A 19,792-nucleotide genomic window follows, 5' to 3' on the forward strand; every position below is an offset into this window, starting at 1 on the left:
GAAATATATGTTCCAGCGCGCACGGCTAAGCAGTATTTTACTTAGGTGTTTGTGCGATACAACAGGGCAGAAACTAGCGGCCTGTTTGGTTGATCCAAACAGGTGCGCTCCATAGCATTTTTCCATTGTCCTGCGTCACTCGCGCGTAGTAGAAATGCGCGCCTTTCTGCGGCGTGAACACAATGCTGGCCTTGCGGCTGAGTATGGTCACTTCGCCGTTACGTCCCGGCACGCCGGTATACAGATTATCGGCGGCCGGCCGCTGGCCGCGCTGGCCGGTGTAGCGCACCTGCAGGGTCAGCCTGCCGCGGTTGTCGAAACGTTCGCCCATCATGCGGCCGTTTGCCGTCAAGATCAGCCCGGCGTTTTTGTCCATCGTCGCAAACACGCGGCGGGCCTTGAGCGCGGCCAGCAAGGTGTCGGCGGTCAGCGGGTGGCCGCGCTCGATCAGCACGCCCGTGCGATTTGGCGACGACGCGCCCCAGTTGGCGCAGTGGTTGTCCTGGTTGCTGCTGAAAGCCACGTGGTAGCCAGCCTCGAGCAGCCTGTTGCAACCCGCTTCGAAGTTGCTGTGCTGCGGTTCCGACTCGTCGGTGCTGGTCGAGAACGCGTTGCTGTTCATGACCTCGCACAACACCATGGCGGCGTCGCCGTCCGGCGTCCACGCCAGCGGCTTGCCATCGATGGCAAACTGGCCCTCCCTGGGATGGTTGAACTGGCCGAGCCAGCCGCGCTCGCGCATCAGTGCGTACAGGGCGGCGTAATCGTTTTTCGGTGTGGCGGTGTCGGCCAGCAAGGCGCCGGCGGCGTTGCGCTCCCACCCCAGCAGTTCGCCGCTGTTGAGGATGTTCAAATGGCCGCCGTTGTTGATCACGCCCCATTCCTGGCCGTACATGCCGACAAAGCCGGGGTGGGCCTGGTTCCAGGTGCTGGCCGCGTGGATGCCGCTTTGGTAGAGCGCATGGACGGCCGCCGCGTCGGCGCCGGCGTTGGTGCCGTCGGAGCCGTCGAACATGTGGTTGTGTTCGGACGTCATCAGGAAGTCCAGACCGTGCCGCTGCGCGAAACCGTAGGCCTCGGTCGGGCCGAAGGCAGCGCTTTGCGGCGCCTGCGCGCCAGTGCACCCGGACAGCGCGCCGCCGCCGTCGCTGTGGTTGGTCTGGCTGTGCAGGTTGCCGAGGTAGACCGCGTACGGCGTCGCGCGCGGGCCGGCCAGCGACGGCGCGATGGCGCGAGAGAACGCCGGCGCACTCGCGTTGCCGGGCCGAAGCAGGCCCACGGCCACGTCCCATGTTTGTTCTACATCAATACTGTTGACGAAAGTGTCGCCGCTGCGCCCGTTATTCCCGTCAACACCGGCACGCAGCCGTAGCCGGTAGACGCCGGCAGGCAGGCTGGCCGGGGTCGCGCCCGGCGCGGCGCTGTGCCAACGGATCGCCACCGCGACCGGCGCGGCGGCAAGCGTTTGCCGTCCTGTCCAGCGCCTGAGGACGCGTCCGTCGTCGCGTAATAATTCCAGCCGCCAACGCACTTGTTGCGTTTGCTCACTATCCGGGTAATTAAAATGCAGTGTAATGGTCCGAGTGCCGTTGTTGTCTGCATGAAATGGCGTTTGCAATACCGCCTCGAATTCGCGGTGGTCGGACGTCGAGGCGCTGCTTGGCGCGGGCATGGCGGCGCAGACGCCGCAAAAAACCGTCAAAATAGTGGCGGATGCAACAGATACGGCAGGCATGATGCGCTCCTTCGATGCGTCTTTTGACAAGCTCATCAATTAGAGCGCCCGTTGCGGCATAAGGTTCCGTTGATTTCTCACCAAATCTATCAAATTCTTTCGCTGGTTACTCGACGGCATTAATAGTATGCTGCTGTGATGCAAAAGTATTTGTGGTTTGTTGTCTATCCCGAAAGAATAGAGTGATGGCGCATGCTTAAATCCGCTAACAGCAGAAGGATGGCCATCCGGTCGCGCGCGCTGTTCTGGGCGGCGGGCTGGACCTTGGCGACGGCGCTGGGCGCGACCTTGTACGGGGTCGCGACCCGCATTGTCGAGGCCGATGCCGGCCAGCGTTTCGAGAACCTGGCGCGCAGCACGCAGTACGCGATCTCGGCGCGCATCAAGTCCTATTCCGACCTCACGCGCGGCCTCGTCGCGCTGTTCCAGACCAGCGACAACCTGAGCCGCCAACAGTTCCATCAGTACGTGTCGGGGCTCGATTTGCCGCGCCAGTTTCCGGCCATCGCGATGCTGAGCTGGGCGCCGGTGGTGACCGACGCCGAGCGCGACGCCTTTGTCGCCGCCGTGCGTGCCGACCGCAGCCTGTCGCCCACCGGCTATCCCGATTTCGACATCCGGCCGGCCGGGCGCCGCCCGCATTACGCGCCGCTGACCTACGTCGAGCCGAACAACCTGCTGGACGAAAAACTCGGCCTGGATCTGGCGACCAACCCGGTGATCGACCAATTGAACGGGGCGGCGCGCGACAGCGGCCAGGTCAGCGCCTCCGGCCAGCCGTTCGTCATCGAGCAGCCGCAGCGGCAGATCGCGCTGGGTATGCGCCTGCCGGTGTACCGGCGCAACATGCCGCTGGCCGACGTCACCGAGCGCCGCGCCGCCTATCTGGGGACGGTGGGGCTGGGATTCAGCGTGGCCAAACTGGTGCAGGGAGCGATCGACGAGATGACGGTGCGCCAGGTGCATTTGACCCTGTACGCGGACGGCAGCACCGATGTCGAGCAGCGCCGGCTGGTCATCGAAAAACAGGACCGCCTGCTGTTCAACGACACCGGCGCGACGACGGTGACGCCGCTGTCGGCGGCCGAGCGTGACGATTACCTGGAGTCGGTGCTGCCGATCGACTTTAACGGCAGCCTGTGGAAGGCGCATTTCCAGGTCAAAAAATCGCAGCTGCTGACCGGCTTCGATGTCTACTTCCCCTGGCTGGCGGGGTTGACCGGGTTCGCCGGCACCTTGCTGCTGTATAGCTATCTGGCGGTGCTGTATTCGTCGCGCCGGCGCGCCGTCAAGCACCGGGTGCTGCTCGACACGGTGCTCAATAATGTCGACGCCCACGTCTACATGAAGGATCAGAACCGCCGCTTCATCTATGTCAACGCCCGCATGGCGCACAGCCTGGGCATGCCGGTGCAGGACATCGTCGGCAAACTCGATAGCGAATTGATGCCGGCCGCCGCCGCTGATGCCGCGTGGGCGCTCGAGCAGCCCGTGTTCCAGGAGAACGTCAAGCGCTCCGGCGAGACGCAGTTCGTCGGCGCCGACGGCGAGGTGCAGTACCACTGGACCGTCCGTGCGCCGGTGGAAATCGGCCGCTCGGTGACGGCGGTGATCGGCATGTCGACCGACGTCACCGAGCTCCATCAGCTCAAGGAAAAAGCCGATACCGCCAACCAGGCCAAGAGCGACTTCCTGTCCAACATGAGCCATGAGATCCGAACGCCGATGAACAGCATCATCGGCATGGCCCACCTGGCGCTGAAATCGGTCACGCATCCGAAGCAGCGCGACTATCTGCTGAAGATTTATCATTCGGGCCAGCACCTGCTGGGCATCATCAACGACATCCTGGACTTCTCCAAGATCGAAGCGGGCAAGATGGATCTGGAGATGCTCGACTTCACGCTCGACGCGCTGCTGGCCAACATCACCAGTCAGCTCGGCGAGAGCGCTCGCGCCAAGGGGCTGGAGCTGGTGTACGAGGTCAACCCGGGTCTGTCGCGCCAGTTGCGCGGCGATCCGCTTCGGCTCGAGCAGGTGCTGCTCAACTTCACCAGCAACGCGATCAAATTCTCCGAAAACGGCAAGGTCCATGTGCGCGCGCGTCAGCTCGAGGAGAACGACTGCCACATCCTGGTGCGCTTCGAGGTGGCCGACCGCGGCATTGGCATGACGGCGGAGCAGATGTCGCAGTTGTTCCAGTCGTTCCACCAGGCCGACACCTCGACCACGCGGCGGTATGGCGGCACCGGCCTGGGACTGGTGATCAGCAAGCAGCTGGCGGAGCTGATGGGCGGCGGCGTCGGTGTCGATAGCCAGCCGGGCCAGGGCAGCACGTTCTGGTTCACCGCGCGGCTGGCCAAGGGCACGCAAATGCTGCAGCCAAGCGTGGAGACGGTGCAGCCCGAGGTGCTCGACAGCGTACGCGGCGCGTCCATCCTGCTGGTCGAGGACAATATCTTCAGCCAGCAGGTAGGCCAGGAACTGCTGGAGGACGCCGGCGCCACCGTCTGCGTGGCCAACAACGGCAAGGAGGCGATCGACCTGCTGCTCAAGGAGCGTTTCGATTGCGTGCTGATGGACGTGCAGATGCCGGTAATGGATGGCTACGAGACCACGCGGCTGATCCGCGCGCATCCCAAGCTGTCGGCCACCTTGATCATCGCGATGACGGCCAACGCCGGGCGCGGCGACCAGGAGCGCTGCCTGGAGGCCGGCATGGACGAATTCGTGACCAAACCAATTGCGCCCAAGCTGCTGTTTAATATGCTGTCGAAGTGGATGAGTCAGCGCGCCAGGGGCGCCGGCGGCGTGGCGCGGCCGGTGTCGCCGCCGCCGCCCTCGTATTTCACGATGGCCAACGGCACGGCGTCGGCGGCGATGGCGGCGTCCAACGCGGGCGGTACGCTGGCGCCGGCCCGGCCGGCGCCACGCGAGGCCGAACCGGCATCGGAGCCGCCACCGATGGCGGTCGACGGCGAGTTGTTCGACCTTGCCGCGCTGGCGCAAACCTTCGGCGGCAAGCCTGACAAGATGCGCAAATACGCGCTGTTGTTTGTCGACTCGGCGCGCGACGGCATGCGCGAAGTCGACGCCGCGCTGGCGCAGGGCGACCTGGTGGCGCTGTCGGAACTGGGCCATCGCATCAAATCGTCGGCGCGCGCGGTCGGCGCGATGCAGTTCGGGAATCTGTGCCTGGCGCTGGAGCAGGTGCGCAGCGACCCCGATACGGCCAATGCGCGCCGGCTGGTGGCGCGCATGCATACCATGCTGGTGGTGCTTGACCGGCACATCGCACAGGAGTTGCTGGCCTACGCGCCGGGCTAAGTGGGCTGAATTGGGCGATAATAGGGTTTGGCTGCGGCGTTTTGTCCGCAGTTGGTCCCTGATGAGTCCCCGATTCGCCCGATAAAGAGTCTTATGCAACCCAGCATCACCCCCGGCCTGTTGATTTTGCATGGTAATCAAATGGAGCAGCTGCGCGCGGCTGTGTTCCAGTGGCTGCGCAATCACCCGCTCGGGGCGCTGGAATCGGACATCTTCCTGGTGCAGTCGAACGGCGTGGCCGAGTGGCTGAAGATCGCGCTGGCCGAGGAAATGGGCGTGTGCGCGGCCACCCGCGTGGCGCTGCCGGCGCGCTTTCTGTGGGAGACCTATCGCGGCATGCTGGGGCGCGACCGGGTGCCAGTGCGTTCCGCCTTCGACAAGGGCCCGTTGACCTGGCGCCTGATGCGTTTGTTACCCACCTTGCTGGTCGATCCCGTCTTCACGCCGCTTCGCCACTTCCTTGCCGACGGCGAGGCGGAACGGCGTTTGCAGTTGGCCGAGCGGCTGGCCGACCTGTTCGACCAGTACCAGGTTTACCGCGCCGATTGGCTGGACGACTGGGCGCATGGTCGCGACCAACTGCGCAATGCCCGCAACGAAGCCGTGCCGCTGCCGGACGACCAGCGCTGGCAGGGCCAGTTGTGGCGCGCGGTGATCGCCGACGTCGATCCGCAGGAGCGCGACCTGGGGCGCGCGACGGTGCACACGGAGTTTGTACGCGCCAGCGCCGCCGGCGAGGCGCCGCTGGGCCGACTGCCACGCCGCATCGTGATTTTCGGCGTCTCCGCGCTGCCGTATCAAAGCCTGCAGGCGCTCGCCTCGCTGGCGCGCTATGCGCAGGTGGTGCTGGCCGTTCCCAATCCCTGCCAGTTCTACTGGGGCGACATCATCGAGGGACGTGACCTGCTGCGCTCCGCGCACCGCCGCCAGCAACTGCGCAACGGCCGGGATCTGGGCCAGATCCCGCTCGAGGAACTGCATGCGCACAGCCATCCACTGCTGGCCAGCTGGGGGCGGCAGGGACGGGACTTCGTCCGTATGCTCGACGAATTCGACGAAGCCTCCGCCAGCGCCGCGGCCGTCGCCAGCGAAAGTGGCGACGACCACCACGTGGCGCCGCTACGCATCGATTTGTTCAGCGAAGGCGAAGGCGAGACTTTGTTGTCGCAGGTGCAGGCGGCCGTGCGCGACCTGCTGCCGTTGTCCGAGCATCCGCACGTTCCGCCGCCGGACGACGACCGCTCGATCGAATTCCACATCACGCACAGCGTGCAGCGCGAGGTCGAGGTGCTGCACGACCAGTTATTGAAGATGTTCGCCGGCACAGACGCCGACGCTGCGGACGGTGCGCCGCCCTTGCGCCCGCGCGACGTGGTGGTGATGGTGCCGGACATCGACACCTTCTCGGCCGCGATCCACGCGGTATTCGCGCAGCACCGCCGCAGCGATCCGCGTTACATTCCGTTCGAGATCGGCGACGTCAACGACCGCAGCGTCAATCCGTTGCTGGTGGCGCTCGAGTGGCTGTTGCGATTGCCGCAGCAGCGCTGCCGCCAAAGCGAGATCCGCGACCTGCTCGACGTCCCCGCACTGGCTTCGCGCTTCGGGCTGGGCGAGGAAGACCTGCCGACCCTGGGGCTGTGGATCGAAGGCGCCGGCGTGCGCTGGGGGCTGGACCAGGAGCACCGCAGCGGTCTGGGACTGGGCCCGGCGGGCGAACAAAACGCCTGGATCTTCGGCGTGCGCCGCATGCTGCTCGGTTATGCCAGCGGCGGCGGGGGCGATGCCGGCGCCAGCTTCGCCGGCATCGAGCCGTTTTCCGAAGTCGGCGGGCTCGATGCGGCGCTGGCCGGCTCGCTGGCGCAACTGGTCGAGGCGCTGCTGCACTGGCGCGCGGTGCTGGCGCAGGCCCGCTCGCCGGCCGATTGGGGCGTGCAGGCGCGCGCCTTGCTGGCCGCGTTCTTCAGTGCCGGCGAGGAGGGCGACCGTCTGACCCTGGCGCAGCTGGACGATGCCCTCAACAACTGGCTGTACACCTGCGAAGGCGCGCAGTTCGACGAAGCGGTGCCGCTGGCGGTGCTGCGCGAGGCGTGGCTGGGATTGATGGACGAGCCGACCTTGAACCACCAATTCGTCTCCGGCGGCGTGACCTTCTGCACCTTGATGCCGATGCGCGCCGTGCCGTTCCGCGTGGTGTGCCTTCTCGGCATGAACGACGGCGACTTCCCGCGCCGCGCGCCGAAGGCCGATTTCGATCTGCTGGCGCAACCGGGCATGGCGCGCCCGGGCGACCGCTCGCGCCGCGACGACGACCGTTACCTGATGCTCGAGGCGCTGCTGGCGGCGCGCGACAAGCTGTATATCAGTTGGGTGGGCCGCAATGTGCGCGACAACAGCGAGCAGCCGGCATCGGTGCTGGTGTCGCAGTTGCGCGATTATCTGGTCAGCGGCTGGGGGCTGGATCTGCAGGCGCGCACCACCGAGCACGCGTTGCAGCCGTTCAGCAGGCGCTATTTCGAGGCAGGCGGCCTGCTGACCTACGCCCGCGAATGGCGCGAGGCGCACGGGGAGCAAAGGGAAGGCGAGGCCGCTGCATCGTCCGGGCTGCCGCCGTTTGACATCGACGACAAATTCAGCCTCAAGCTCATTAGCCTGAACAATTTCGTGCGCCAGCCGGTGCGCTTCTTCTTCCGCCAGCGGCTGGGCGTCATGTTTGGTGAATCGGCGCTGGTGGGCGAGGACGAGGAACCGTTTTCGTTGAACGCGCTGGAACGCTATCTGCTCGAAGACACGATGCTCGACGACGGCGCCGACGCCGAGCAGATCGAGGAAGTCTACGACAAGCTGACCGAACGCGCCGAAAGGCTGGCCCGCGAAGGCGTGCTGCCGATCGGGTTGATCGGCCAGCAGTATCAGCGCCAGCTGGTCGAGGCGCTGGTGCCGGTGCGCTGCGCCTGGCTTACCTTGCGCGAGCATTATCCGCAAACCGCGCCGAAGGTGGCATTGAGCCTGGTGCTGGCCGGAGTGCGCATGGACGACTGGATCGACCAGCTGCGCAGCAATGGTCTGGCGACGGTGTGGCTGACGCAGATGTCGTCCAAGGTCACCGACAAACAGGGCAAGCCGCGCGGCGATAAATTGATCGCCATGTGGCTGCGGCAGCTGGCCGCTGCGGCGGCCGGAATGCCGGTCACCGGCTACCTGGTGGCGCGCGACGCCATCGTGACAATGAAGGCGCTGCCGCGCGACGAGGCGCTCGAAGCGCTGCGCGAGCTGGTATGCCTGTGGCGCGACGGCATGAACCGTCCTTTGCCGACCGCTTGCAAAACCGCGCTGGCGCTGGCGCAGGGCGGCGATCCGCGCGCGGTCTACGATGGCGGCTTTGAAATCTCCGGCGAGAACGAGGAGCTATGCCTCGCCCGGCTGTGGCCCGACTTCGCCGCGCTGAGCGCGCAACCGGACTTCGTCGATGTCTCGGAGGCTTTGTATGGCCCGCTGGCGAACTGGCTGGAACACCACATCACGATAGAGGCGATCGACGCCGGGAACCAGGCATGAGCAAGGACGTGGACGACAAGCGACCAAGCAATCAATTGGGTAATCAGCTTACTCCGCTGACCTTTCCGCTGCACGGCTCGCGCCTGATCGAGGCCAGCGCCGGCACCGGCAAGACCTGGACCATCGCCGCGCTGTACGTGCGGCTGGTGCTGGGGCATGGCGGCGAGTACGGCTACCGCCGTCCGCTGCTGCCCGCCGATATCCTGGTGATGACCTTCACCCGCGCCGCCACGCGCGAGTTGTCCAACCGGGTGCGTGAGCGTCTGGTGGAGGCGGCCGCCTACGTGCGCCGTTTCGACGACATGGCCGACGGCGACACGCGCGACGACTACCTGGACGCGATCCTGGAATCGTATCCGGAACACGCCGAGCGGCAGAGAGCCGCGCACCGGTTGATGCTGGCGGCGGAAACGATGGACGAAGCGGCCATTTTCACCATCGACGCCTGGTGCCAGCGCATGCTGCGCGAGCACGCCTTCGACAGTGGCAGTTTGTTCGACGAGGAACTGGTCAGCGACGAGCAGGCGCTGTTCGAGGACGCCGCGCACGACTACTGGCGGCAGCAGGTCTACCCGCTCAACGCCGTGGCGCTGGATGCGCTGCTGTCGTGCTGGGGCGACGTCGGCGCGATGAAGAAATCGATCCGCGAGCTGGTCAAGCGCGCCGACATCATCGGCGACGTCGACGCGACGCAGTCGCTGGGGGCGCTGATCGGCGCGGTCCAGCGCGAGCAGTTGGCGCAACTGGCCGGGCTCAAGGCCGGCTGGTACGAGCGCGCCAACCGCATGGAACAGTGGATTGCCCAGCATCGCGAGCTGTCGCCCAAATGCTTCAACGGTAACAAGATGCGGCCCGATTCGCTGGTCGGCTGGTTCAACGGCTTGCGCACCTGGGCGCAGGACCCCGGCGCCGTCATGCCGGAGATTAGCGACACCGCGTGGAAGCGGCTGACGCCATGGGGGATCGAAGACGCCTTCTCGAAGGGCTTCAGCGCGGCCATCCCGGAGGATTTCGACGCCACCGAGGCGCTGAAGCAGGCGCTCGACGAACTCGAACCGATGGCGCACGCGTTGTACCGCCACGCCGCCGCCCTGGTCGCCAACCGCATGGACGAGCTGAAAAAGCGCAACCGCCAGTTCGGTTTCGCCGACATGCTGGACCGGCTGAATGCCGCCCTCCAGGGCGAGAACGCGGACGCGCTGCGCAAGCGCATCACCGAGCAGTATCCGGTGGCGATGGTCGACGAATTCCAGGACACGGCGCCGAACCAGTATCAGATTTTCAATCTGCTGTACCGCGTGGCGGACAACGATCCCGAGACGGGACTGTTCCTGATCGGCGATCCGAAGCAATCGATTTACGGCTTCCGGGGCGCCGACATCCACAGCTACCTGTCGGCGCGCAGGGCCACCACCGGGCGTCACTACCAGCTGGGCACCAACTACCGCTCCACCAAGCCGGTGGTCGAAGCGGTCAACCACCTGTTCATGATCGCCGAGGGCGAGGCGGGGCAGGGCGGCTTCGGACGCGGCGCATTCCGTTTTCGCGATCCCGGGACGCGCGTCAATCCGCTGCCGTTCGAGGCGGTTGGCGCCAAGGGCCGCAAGGAGCGCATGGTCGATGCCGACGGCGACGTGCCGGCGCTGGTGGTGGGGTGCAGCGCCGCGCAGGACCTGAAAGCCGACAGCTACCGCGAGTTCTTCGCCCATTACTGCGCCGAGGACATCGTCGCAAAGCTGAACGACGAACGCGCGGGCTTCGACGGTCCGGATGGATTCGAGCGTCTGAAGCCGGCCGATATCGCGGTGCTGGTACGCGACCGCAAGGAAGCGGCGGCGATCCGGCGCGCCCTGCAACGGCGTCAGATCGCCAGCGTGTACCTGTCCGACAAGGATTCGGTGACCGACAGCGACGAGGCGGCCGACGTGCTGCGCTGGCTGTCGGCGGTCGCCAATCCGCTGGACGGCGCGCTGGCGCGGGCCGCCTTCGCCACCCGCACCGCCGGCCTGGAACTGGCGGAGCTGGCGCTGATGACATCCGACGAACTGGCATGGGAGGCGCGCGTCGAGCAGTTGAAGGCCCTGCATATCGTCTGGCAGCGCCAGGGCGTGCTGGCCATGCTGCGGCGCTTTATCCATGAATTGCAGCTGCCGGCGGCGCTGCTCGGGCAAGCGGGCGGCGAGCGGCGTTTGACCAATCTGCTGCACTTGGCCGAGCTGCTGCAATCGGCCAGCCGGCAGCTCGATGGCGAACAGGCGCTGATACGCTGGCTCGCCGAGCAGATCGAAGGCGGCGAGGGCGCCGGCGACGAGCGCGTGCTGCGGCTGGAAAGCGACGCCGAACTGGTGAAAGTCGTCACGGTCCACAAATCCAAAGGCCTGGAGTATCCGCTGGTGTATCTGCCGTTCGCGGTCACGGCCCGCAAGGTGGAGCGGCGCAACCGCAGCTTCTTTGAATTCAGCGATGACGAAGGCGTGCGCCGGATCGACATGGCGCTGACGGAAACGGCGATGGAGCTGGTCGAGCGCGCACGCCTGCAGGAGGATTTGCGCCTGCTGTATGTGGCGCTGACGCGCGCGCGCCATTTCCTGTGGCTGGGCGTGACGGCGCTGGCCAGCCGCAAGGCCGGCGACAACACCTTGCACGAATCGGCGCTCGGTTACCTGCTCACCGGCGGCGAGGCGCTGCCTTCCGATCTGGTGATGGAGCGCTGGGAGCATACCTGCAAGGGCTGCGCGGCGATCCATATCACCACCCTGGACATGACGGCGCAAGCGCCGACGCGCTTGAGCCGTGTCGAACAGCGCCCGCCGTTGCTGGAGCCCCTGCATTACACCGGCCGCTTCGAGCGCGATTGGTCGGTGGGCAGTTTCAGCTCGCTGGCGCGGCGCACCGGGCCGACCGGCATGATCGGCTCCGCCGACAATGTGAACGCGGCGCCGGTGCCGCGCGACGGATCGCAGGCCACCTTGCTCGAAGACGGCGATGTGCCGGGCATCGTGCTGCCGGTGCGGGTCGAGGACGCGCCGTGGCATCGGTTCCCGCGCGGTTCGGTGCCGGGTAACTTCCTGCACGAGCAGCTGGAGTGGATGGGCGAGGAGGGATTCGCGATCGTCGAGCAGGAGAATTTCGAGGCGCGCCTGACGCGCCGTGTCGAGCGCGCGGGATGGGGCAACCGGCTTGCCGACACGCTGGCGTGGCTGCGCGAAATCGCCACCACCGAGCTGCCCTATGTGAACGCGCCGCTCAGCCGCATCGAAGCGCCCCTGCCCGAGATGGAGTTCTGGTTCCCGAGCGAGCGGCTCGACACCGGTGCGCTGGATCAGCTGTGCGTCGCGCATCTGCTGGGTGGCGCGGCGCGGCCGTCGCTACCGGAGCGCCAGCTGCACGGTATGCTCAAAGGCTTCGCCGACCTGGTGTTCGAGCATGAGGGCAAATTCTGGGTGCTCGATTACAAGTCGAACGCGTTGGGCGCGGGCGACGCCGCCTATCACGAGCCGGCGGTGATCGCGGCGATCGCCGAGCATCGCTACGATATACAGGGCGCTATTTATATGTTGGCGCTGCACCGGCTGCTGCAAAGCCGCCTGGGAGAACGCTACGATCCGGCCGAGCACCTGGGCGGTGCGGTGTTCCTGTTCCTGCGCGGAATCGCCAACACGCAAACGCGGGGCTGTTACTGGATGGCGCCGGATCCGGCGCTTTTGGATGGGTTGGATCAATTGCTCGGCTATTCCGGTCCGGCGCACGGCGAGGGACAGCATGAGTAGTCAACCAAGAGCGACAGCCGATTTTTCGGGACCATTGTTCGCGCAGATCGACACGCTGACCGAAAGCGGCCACCTGCGCCGGTTGAGCGGCGCGTTTGCGCGCTTTATCGCCTCCGTTGGCAGTAGTTCGCCGCAGTTGATGGTCGCTTGCGTGCTCTTGTCGGAGCTGGAAGGGCGCGGACACAGCTGTTTGATGCTCGATGAGTTGGCGGCAGACCCGGCCGCCTTGCTGGGCTGGACGGGCGACGAGTGGCGCGAACTGCGCGACGCGGCCGGCGCCTGGCCGAAGAACGCCGCCGCATGGCGGGCTCTGCTGGCCGGGTGCGACCAGGTGTGGCCGGTCGGCGATCTCGATTTTCAGCAGCCGCTGGTGCTGGACGGCGAGCGGCTGTATCTGCGCCGTTATTGGCGCGACGAAACGCTGGTCGCCAAGGCGGTGCGCGGCCGCGCGCTCGGCGGCGTCATCGCCATCGATGCCGACAACGAAGTGGCCGGCGTACGGCGCTGGCTCGACATCCTGTTCCCCCACGCGGCGCGCGGCGGCGGTGTCGATTGGCAAAAGGTTGCGTGCGCGGTTGCCATGCGTGGCAAGCTGGGCGTCATCACCGGCGGCCCCGGCACCGGCAAGACCTACACGGTCGCCCGCTTGTTGGCATTGCTGTTCGCTACCAGTGGCGGTCGGCATTCCGACTTGCGTGTCGCCCTGGCGGCGCCGACCGGCAAGGCGGCGGCGCGGCTGAAGCAGTCGATCGATGTCGCGCTGGCCGGTCTGGACCAGCGGGTGCGCGACGTGATGCCTGAGCGCGAGCTGGGTGCGGCCCGCACCTTGCACAGCTTGCTAGGCGCGCGGCCGGATACGCGCGCGTTCCAGCATCACGCGGGCAACCAGCTCGATGTCGATGTGTTGATTGTTGATGAAGCGTCAATGATTCACCTGGAAATGATGGCGGCTTTGCTGGCCGCGCTTCCGCCAAGCGCGACCTTGATACTGTTGGGCGACAAGGATCAGCTCGCGTCGGTGGAGGCCGGCGCGGTGCTTGGCGACCTGTGCCATAACGCCGAAGCAGGCGAGTACGGCGCGGAAACGTTGACCTACATACTGGAAAGTACGGGTCAGGCATTGCCTTCCAGCTTTGCCGGCAACGGCGGCCCGATCGCGCAGCAAACAGTCATGCTGCGCGAAAGCCGTCGCTTTGGCGGTCCGATCGGCGCGTTGGCGCTGGCCGTGAATGCCGGCGACGCCGTCGCTTCGGTCAATGTTCTGCGCGAAAGTGAAGAGGAAAAGGTCGCCTGGATCGATCCGGCGCAACCGGCGGATCTTTTGCAACTCGCCTTGGCGGGCCGTCACGGCGCTGCCGGGGGCTATCAGGATTACCTCAAAATGATCGCAGCGGGTCCGCCGGATGGCGAGGACATCGTACGACTTGCTTGGGTGAAATCTGTACTGAATAGCTTTGAAACGTTCAGGATACTGTGCGCCGTGCGCGAAGGCGAATGGGGCGTAACCGGCTTGAACGATGTCATCGAGAAACGGTTGCAATCGGCTGGCTTACTCAAAAGAACCGGCGAGTGGTACGTCGGACGTCCCGTCATGGTCACGCGCAACGATTATGGCACCGGCGTTTTCAATGGCGACATCGGCCTGACATTGCCCGACCCGGCGCGTCCCGGAGCGCTGCGCGTCTATTTCTCGGAGGGCGAAAACGTCCGCAGTGTACTCGCGACGCGGCTGCGGAATGTCGAAACCGCCTTTGCCATGACCGTGCATAAGTCACAAGGTTCCGAGTTCAAGCATACCGTGTTGGTGCTGCCGAAAGACAGCGGCGGCATGCTCGCTCGCGAGCTGATCTATACCGGCATCACCCGCGCCCGCGACTACTTTACGTTACTCACTCCGAACGGCCAAGTTCTGCTGGACGCCATCGCCCAGCGCACCCAGCGCGCCAGCGGCCTGCGCAACCTCCTGGATAATTAAACTGGTCAAACCAAGCATCGCGCGCCTGTTTTCGCCCTAAGTAAGCCAGAAATCAGCACGAATATGCCAAACTTCAGCGCGCGAAAGCGGGTTGAGGTCGTAGGGGACGCGCAGCCCCGTTCGCAGACGAAAAAAAACCGGACGAAAAGTCCGGTTCTCCATTGCCACAACAACCGAAAAATCACATCGCCCGGCGATTCCGCTTGCTGGCCTTGATGGCTTTTTTCTTGGTCTTTGCCGCAGCCTTTAATACTTTTGGTTGCTCAATCGGACCCGAAATAAACCGGCGGATGTTGAACGCATCCATCAAGCGCGCCGAATTTGCTTTCGCATTCAACAACACCAAAGTGTTATTTTTTCCACCAGACTTGAACCGCATGATCAGGCAGCGACCAGCTTCTTCGGTATAACCGGTTTTGGACAAACCGACATCCCAGCCCTTGGCGCCGACCAGACGGTTGGTGTTGTGATACTCCACCTGGCGACCCTTGATCTTGATGATGTCCTTGGTGTCCGTGGTGATGCGGGCGATCTCGGGATAGGTCGAAGCGGCCTTTGCCATTTTGACCAGATCGGTTGCGGTCGAACGGTTATGCGGCGACAAACCGGTCGGCTCCTCGATCACGGTCTGGGTCAAGCCCAGTGCGCGGATCTTGGCGTTGACCGCCGCCTTGAACGCGGCCGTACCACCCGGATAGGTCCGCGCCAGCGACGCGGCGGCCCGGTTGTCTGACGACATCAGCGCCAACTGCAGCACGTCGCCGCGCGGAATTTCGGCGCCGACCGGCACGCGCGAGGTGCTGTGCTTCAGCATATCGACGTCGGACTGGTCGATGCTGATGGGCGCCAGCATGTCCGGTTTGGAGTCGAGCACCACCATCGCTGTCATCAGCTTGGTCAGCGAGGCGATCGGCACTTGAACAGTGGAATTTTTTTCGAGCAGAACCTTGCCGGTGTCGTCTTCGACAACCAGCACGGACTGCGAGCCGAGCGGCACTGCGAGCGCAGCCGCAGTGAACGTACTCAGCAATACAGCGACAATTTTCTTGAGCATGTTAGGTATTCTTGGGAGTGAGGAGTGAAACGGGCGCCTGCGGAAGGCGCGACGCAAAACTAAGTCTAGCTATGCGGCAATACGAAGGATAGACGATAACATTAAAGTGGTTTCTCGTCTATTGTATGTAACCTACGGATTCTATTATTTTGTATCAAGCAGAAATAAAGCCCCGGGGCGGGGGGAGCGCTCGGGGCTTTATCGGCTTTCCGGCTGCGGCGGCGGCCGGTATTGCAGTTGCTACGGGGTGTTGCAGGTGGACGTCGCCTTAGCTGCTGATCTTGGCGATCGATACTTCGGTCGACTTCACCAGGGCGATTACTTCGCTGCCCACTTTGAGGTCCAGATCGTGGATCGAGCGTGACGTGATCACCGAGGTGACGATGCCGTGCTGGGTTTCCACATCGACTTCCGATACCACCGGCCCAAAGATGATTTCCTTGATCTTGCCGCGGAACTGGTTACGTACATTAATTTCAGAAATGGCCATCGTACATCCTTTGTCTGGTTGGGCAGCTAGCGACTGCGGCTAATTACTACCCATCCAGATTACGGCCATTCGCGGCCTTTGCAAACGAATCGATCCGTATATCCTTATTTGTTCTGGTAGATCTTGTCGAACTCGCCGCCGTCGTCAAAATGCTTCTTCTGGGCCGCTTTCCAGCCGCCGAAGACGTCATCGACCGTGAACATGCTGATTTGACGGAAGTTGGCGCTGTACTTCTTGAACGCCGCCTCCGAGCGCGGACGGAAGTAGTGCTTGGCGATGATGTCCTGCGCCGCCTCGGTGTAGAGGAAGTTCAGGTAGCCGGTGGCCTGCTTGCGCAGCCCGCGACGGTCGACCACTTTGTCGACCACCGCCACCGGCGATTCGGCCAGGATCGAGATCGACGGATAGACCACCTCGAAGTTGTCGCCGAATTCGGCGCGCACCAGGTTCACCTCGTTCTCAAACGTCACCAGCACGTCGCCGATGTCGCGTTGGGTGAAGGTGGTGGTGGCGCCGCGTCCGCCCGCGTCCAGCACCGGCACGTTCTTGAAGATTTTTGTGACCAGGTCGCGCGCTTGCGCCTCGGTCCCGCCTTTTTTCAGCACGGAGCCCCATGCCGCCAGATATGTATAGCGGCCGTTGCCGGCGGTTTTAGGATTCGGGATGACAACCTTGACACCCGGCTTGGCCAGGTCGGCCCAATCCTTGATCTGTTTCGGGTTGCCCTTGCGGACCAGGTATACCATCGTCGAGTAGAACGGCGCTGCGTTGTTGGGGAACTTCTTGGCCCAGTCCTGCACCACCAGGCCGCGATCGGCCAGCATGTCGATGTCATTGGCCTGGTTCATGCTGACAACCGCCGCTTCCATGCCATCGGCGACGGAACGGGCCTGCTTGGACGAGCCGCCATGCGACTGGTTGACGTTGACGGTTTCACCTGTGGTCTTCTTCCAGTCGGCAACGAATACCGGGTTGATGTCCTTGAACAATTCGCGCGCGACATCATACGACGCGTTCAGCAAGACCACTTCGGCGGCGCTGGCCTGCAGGGGCAGGCCCATCAACATAGCCGAGGCGGCCAGGAACGAGGTGATAACGCGGCGGCGAGCAGGATTTTTGTTGGTCATAATAAGCTTTCGTAATATCAGACGCCCATGGTGTAAAATTTCGCCCGGAAAAGATACGAATTTTTTGTAATATGCTTAGACCGTATGAATCGAGCGAAGTTTTGATGAAAAATCGTATAACGATTTTTGAAATCATTCGTGGGCAAAAGCAGGGCCAGCCACTAGGCTGTCATCGTGAAAAGCGGTGTCGAGCGACGCAATTTTGACCCGTCCGCAACGGCTTTGGCAGCTTGGTGTATAGTCGAATCAGGCACTGAGAAGGCGATTTGACGCGACTTCGTTTTGCTATCGGGAATATTTGTGAGCGTACATGAGTCTTGAAATTCGGAGTCTTGAAGTCCGCATTGCTGTTTCGACAGATGCGGACGCGGCGTGCGATGTTTTGCGCCGATCTATCACGGAGTGTTGTGAGCTCGACCATAAGAACGATCCAGCGATCCTGGACGCCTGGTTGGGCAACAAAACTCCGCAAATGGTGGCCAGCTGGTTCAGCTCGCCTACCAATTTTTCGCTGGTCGCCGTCAGCGAAGGCGTTGTGGTCGGCGTCGCCTTGCTGACAGGCGCCGGCAAGCTGGCTTTGTGCTATCTGTTACCGGAAGCGCGCGGGCAGGGCGTCGGCACGGCCTTGCTGGCGCGGGTCGAGGAACAGGCTTGCAGCTGGGGCGTCAAGGCTTTGCAGTTGCATAGCACGGCGACCGGACAGGCGTTTTTCGCGGCGCGCGGCTATGTGGACGCCGGCAAGGTTCGCTCGCCTTACGGCGTGGAGACGGTGTTCTTCTGGAAACAGCTGGACGAGGCCGGCGTGCCGGATGCGGCCAAGCGCAAGCGTTTCTGTAACTGTAATTCAGCGTAATCCGCCGTCGGTGCTCGGCCGACGGCCTTTCAGCAACAAACCGCCAGCTGCCATTCCTCGCGCCTGGCGGGCGCCGCGCCCACTTCCTCACCACCGACAAACAACTTGAGCTCGCCGGGCGCCAGCCTGGTCCACGCTTCGTTCGACGTCAACGGCTGCGTGGCGATCACGGCAATCCGGTCGTCAAGATGGTTGTGCTTGCTGAAATCGATGCTCAGATCGCAATCGATCAGCTTGGCCACCGAAAACGGATACTCCCTCACCACGAAGTGCAAATCGGTACTGCAATGCGCGAACATCAGCTCGCCGTTCGACAAAATGAAGTTGAAGGTGCCGTAGTCGGCGATTTCTCCGGCCAGCGTCTCCAGCGTTCGGTACAGCAGGTGGCGCGGCGGCGCTTGCTCGAAGCGCAGCGCCAGACCCGACAGCAGGTGGCAAAACGCCCGCTCGCTGTCGGTGTCGCCCCAGGGCGCGTACAGGCTGGGGTTGGGATTGAACAGCTTCAAATCGCCATTGTGGGCGAACGACCAGGTCTGTCCCCACAGCTCGCGCGTGAACGGATGGCTGTTTTCCAGCGAGATACGGCCCTGGGTGGCCTTGCGGATATGGGCCACGACGTTTTTCGCCTTGATCGGGTTTTGCTTGAACTGCGCGGCCAGCGGCGAATCGATCGACGGCAGGAAGTCCGTGTAGAGCCGGCAACCGCCGCTGGTGTGCAGCGCGATGCCCCAGCCATCCTTGTGTTCGCCCGTGCGTCCTCCCCGTTCGGCAAAGCCCGCGAACGAAAAATCCACGGCGGCAGGCTTGCTGCTGTTCATAGCGAGTAGTTGGCACATGGGTCTGGGTGTGTGGTTGACGATGTCCCACGATAGCCGCGCCCCCGTGCGAGAGGAAGGAATGTTTTGGCATATCCATAGGTGAAAGCATTCGTTCTGCTTTCTGCGGTGCCCGCATACGCTGTCGACATTGCCTGTATCCGTTGAGGAACCCATGTCATTTCCCGTCCTGCAAAAGTACCTGGCGCGTCTATCCGACGCGACCGGCGCCGCCACCAGCATCTGGCTCGATCACGAGGGCAAGGCGCAGGGGCGGTTTTTCAATTGCACCATGAGCAGCGCCTTCCAGCCGATCCGTCAGCTCGAGACCGGCGCCGTCCACGCCTACGAGGGGCTGGCGCGCAGCGTGTCGGCGCAGGACATGGGCCTGTCGCTGTGGAAGCTGCTCGACCACGCCGCCAGCGACGACGAGTCCATCGAGCTCGACCGCTTGTGCCGCATGCTGCATTCGATTAATTTCTTCCGCCAGGCCGACACGGCGCCCAACGCCGACGCCGATCTGTACCTGAACGTGCACGACCGCTTGCTCAGCGCCGTCAGCAGCAACCACGGTCACGCGTTCCGCCGCATTCTCGACGCGCTGGAGTTGCCGTTGTCGCGCATTGTGCTGCAACTGCCGGCGGCCACGCCGCAGCAGGGCTGGCTGTTGAATTATGTGTCCGACAATTACCGGCGCAACGGTTTCCGCTTCGCCGTCAACGTCGCCAGCGCGCAGGATGGCCTGCAGGTGTTGGACCGTCTGCGGCCGGATGTGTTCAAGATCGACGCGCGCGAACTGCACGACACCGATAATTTACTCACCTTGTTGCGCCGTTCGGCCGCCGCCGACGTGCTGGTGCTGTTCAAGCGCGTGGAAACCCCGCAGACATTGACGGTACTGCGGCAGTTGAGCGACGCCGCCGGTGTGCCGCTGCTGGCGCAAGGCTATCTGCTCGACGAGCCGCGCGCGGCCTTGCTGCAGCCGGAGCCGGTGGCCGCCGCCGCTTGACGCTTGCCGCGTCGCTGACTTGGATTGTTGGTCCGCGCTCGGTGCGCAGCGTTACGCGGCAGCGCAGCCGTGTTTTTCA

11 protein-coding genes are annotated in these 19,792 nt (G+C 64.0%); 6 read left to right on the forward strand and 5 right to left on the reverse strand.

From position 1 onward, the window contains the following. Positions 1 to 73: 73 nt before the first annotated feature. Positions 74 to 1,735, reverse strand: coding sequence for a CehA/McbA family metallohydrolase (locus tag ACZ0BA_RS05215; RefSeq protein WP_463450271.1), 1,662 nt, complete (start codon positions 1,733 to 1,735; stop codon positions 74 to 76). A gap of 219 nt (positions 1,736 to 1,954) precedes the next feature. Between ACZ0BA_RS05215 and ACZ0BA_RS05220 the strand changes: the two genes are divergently transcribed. The 4 genes from ACZ0BA_RS05220 (at position 1,955) to recD (ending at position 14,365) form a co-directional block, all read left to right on the forward strand. Then, a complete protein-coding gene (locus ACZ0BA_RS05220) occupies positions 1,955 to 5,062 on the forward strand; it encodes a CHASE domain-containing protein (protein WP_463450272.1) in 3,108 nt (1,035 codons plus the stop codon). 93 nt (positions 5,063 to 5,155) lie between these two features. After that, positions 5,156 to 8,620, forward strand: coding sequence for an exodeoxyribonuclease V subunit gamma (gene recC / locus ACZ0BA_RS05225; protein WP_463450273.1), 3,465 nt, complete (start codon positions 5,156 to 5,158; stop codon positions 8,618 to 8,620). Further along, positions 8,617 to 12,390, forward strand: coding sequence for an exodeoxyribonuclease V subunit beta (gene recB / locus ACZ0BA_RS05230; RefSeq protein WP_463450274.1), 3,774 nt, complete (start codon positions 8,617 to 8,619; stop codon positions 12,388 to 12,390). The genes recC and recB overlap by 4 nt, the downstream gene beginning before the upstream one ends. After that, positions 12,383 to 14,365 (forward strand): exodeoxyribonuclease V subunit alpha, encoded by a 1,983-nt coding sequence (recD, locus tag ACZ0BA_RS05235; RefSeq protein WP_463450275.1) that lies wholly within the window; start codon positions 12,383 to 12,385, stop codon positions 14,363 to 14,365. Before recB ends, recD begins: the two co-directional genes overlap by 8 nt. 181 nt (positions 14,366 to 14,546) lie before the next feature. Here the strand turns inward: recD and ACZ0BA_RS05240 are convergent, their stop codons facing one another. The 3 genes from ACZ0BA_RS05240 to ACZ0BA_RS05250 form a co-directional block, all read right to left on the reverse strand. Next, positions 14,547 to 15,419, reverse strand: a complete 873-nt coding sequence (locus tag ACZ0BA_RS05240) for a serine hydrolase (protein WP_463454711.1) — start codon at positions 15,417 to 15,419, stop codon at positions 14,547 to 14,549. A 268-nt stretch (positions 15,420 to 15,687) separates the two neighbouring features. Beyond that, positions 15,688 to 15,909: a TOBE domain-containing protein gene (locus tag ACZ0BA_RS05245; protein WP_019919846.1), complete on the reverse strand. Its 222-nt coding sequence runs from the start codon at positions 15,907 to 15,909 to the stop codon at positions 15,688 to 15,690. Between the two features lie 104 nt (positions 15,910 to 16,013). Further along, complete coding sequence (locus ACZ0BA_RS05250) at positions 16,014 to 17,036, reverse strand: sulfate ABC transporter substrate-binding protein (RefSeq protein WP_463450276.1); 1,023 nt, start codon at positions 17,034 to 17,036, stop codon at positions 16,014 to 16,016. Positions 17,037 to 17,487: 451 nt separating this feature from the next. On the opposite strand from ACZ0BA_RS05250, the gene ACZ0BA_RS05255 reads away from it, so the two are divergent. Beyond that, positions 17,488 to 17,889: a GNAT family N-acetyltransferase gene (locus tag ACZ0BA_RS05255; protein WP_463450277.1), complete on the forward strand. Its 402-nt coding sequence runs from the start codon at positions 17,488 to 17,490 to the stop codon at positions 17,887 to 17,889. A 29-nt stretch (positions 17,890 to 17,918) separates the two neighbouring features. Here the strand turns inward: ACZ0BA_RS05255 and ACZ0BA_RS05260 are convergent, their stop codons facing one another. Then, positions 17,919 to 18,947, reverse strand: a complete 1,029-nt coding sequence (locus ACZ0BA_RS05260) for a class II glutamine amidotransferase (protein ID WP_463450278.1) — start codon at positions 18,945 to 18,947, stop codon at positions 17,919 to 17,921. On the opposite strand from ACZ0BA_RS05260, the gene ACZ0BA_RS05265 reads away from it, so the two are divergent. Beyond that, on the forward strand, positions 18,880 to 19,713 hold the full coding sequence (locus ACZ0BA_RS05265; RefSeq protein WP_463450279.1) for an EAL domain-containing protein: 834 nt from the start codon (positions 18,880 to 18,882) through the stop codon (positions 19,711 to 19,713). The two genes, ACZ0BA_RS05260 and ACZ0BA_RS05265, sit on opposite strands and share 68 nt — an antisense overlap. The last annotated feature ends 79 nt before the right edge of the window (positions 19,714 to 19,792 follow it).

This window comes from Duganella sp. AC917 (assembly GCF_979258245.1).

Coding starts and splice junctions, on each gene's coding strand:
- recD (WP_463450275.1), top strand. CDS start 12,383: ATGAGTAGTCAACCAAGAGCGACAGCCGATTTTTCGGGACCATTGTTC.
- ACZ0BA_RS05250 (WP_463450276.1), bottom strand. CDS start 17,036: ATGACCAACAAAAATCCTGCTCGCCGCCGCGTTATCACCTCGTTCCTG.
- ACZ0BA_RS05220 (WP_463450272.1), top strand. CDS start 1,955: ATGGCCATCCGGTCGCGCGCGCTGTTCTGGGCGGCGGGCTGGACCTTG.
- ACZ0BA_RS05245 (WP_019919846.1), bottom strand. CDS start 15,909: ATGGCCATTTCTGAAATTAATGTACGTAACCAGTTCCGCGGCAAGATC.
- ACZ0BA_RS05240 (WP_463454711.1), bottom strand. CDS start 15,419: ATGCTCAAGAAAATTGTCGCTGTATTGCTGAGTACGTTCACTGCGGCT.
- recB (WP_463450274.1), top strand. CDS start 8,617: ATGAGCAAGGACGTGGACGACAAGCGACCAAGCAATCAATTGGGTAAT.
- ACZ0BA_RS05215 (WP_463450271.1), bottom strand. CDS start 1,735: ATGCCTGCCGTATCTGTTGCATCCGCCACTATTTTGACGGTTTTTTGC.
- ACZ0BA_RS05260 (WP_463450278.1), bottom strand. CDS start 18,947: ATGCTGGTGGCGGCGCCGGTCGCGTCGGATAGACGCGCCAGGTACTTT.
- recC (WP_463450273.1), top strand. CDS start 5,156: ATGCAACCCAGCATCACCCCCGGCCTGTTGATTTTGCATGGTAATCAA.
- ACZ0BA_RS05265 (WP_463450279.1), top strand. CDS start 18,880: ATGTCATTTCCCGTCCTGCAAAAGTACCTGGCGCGTCTATCCGACGCG.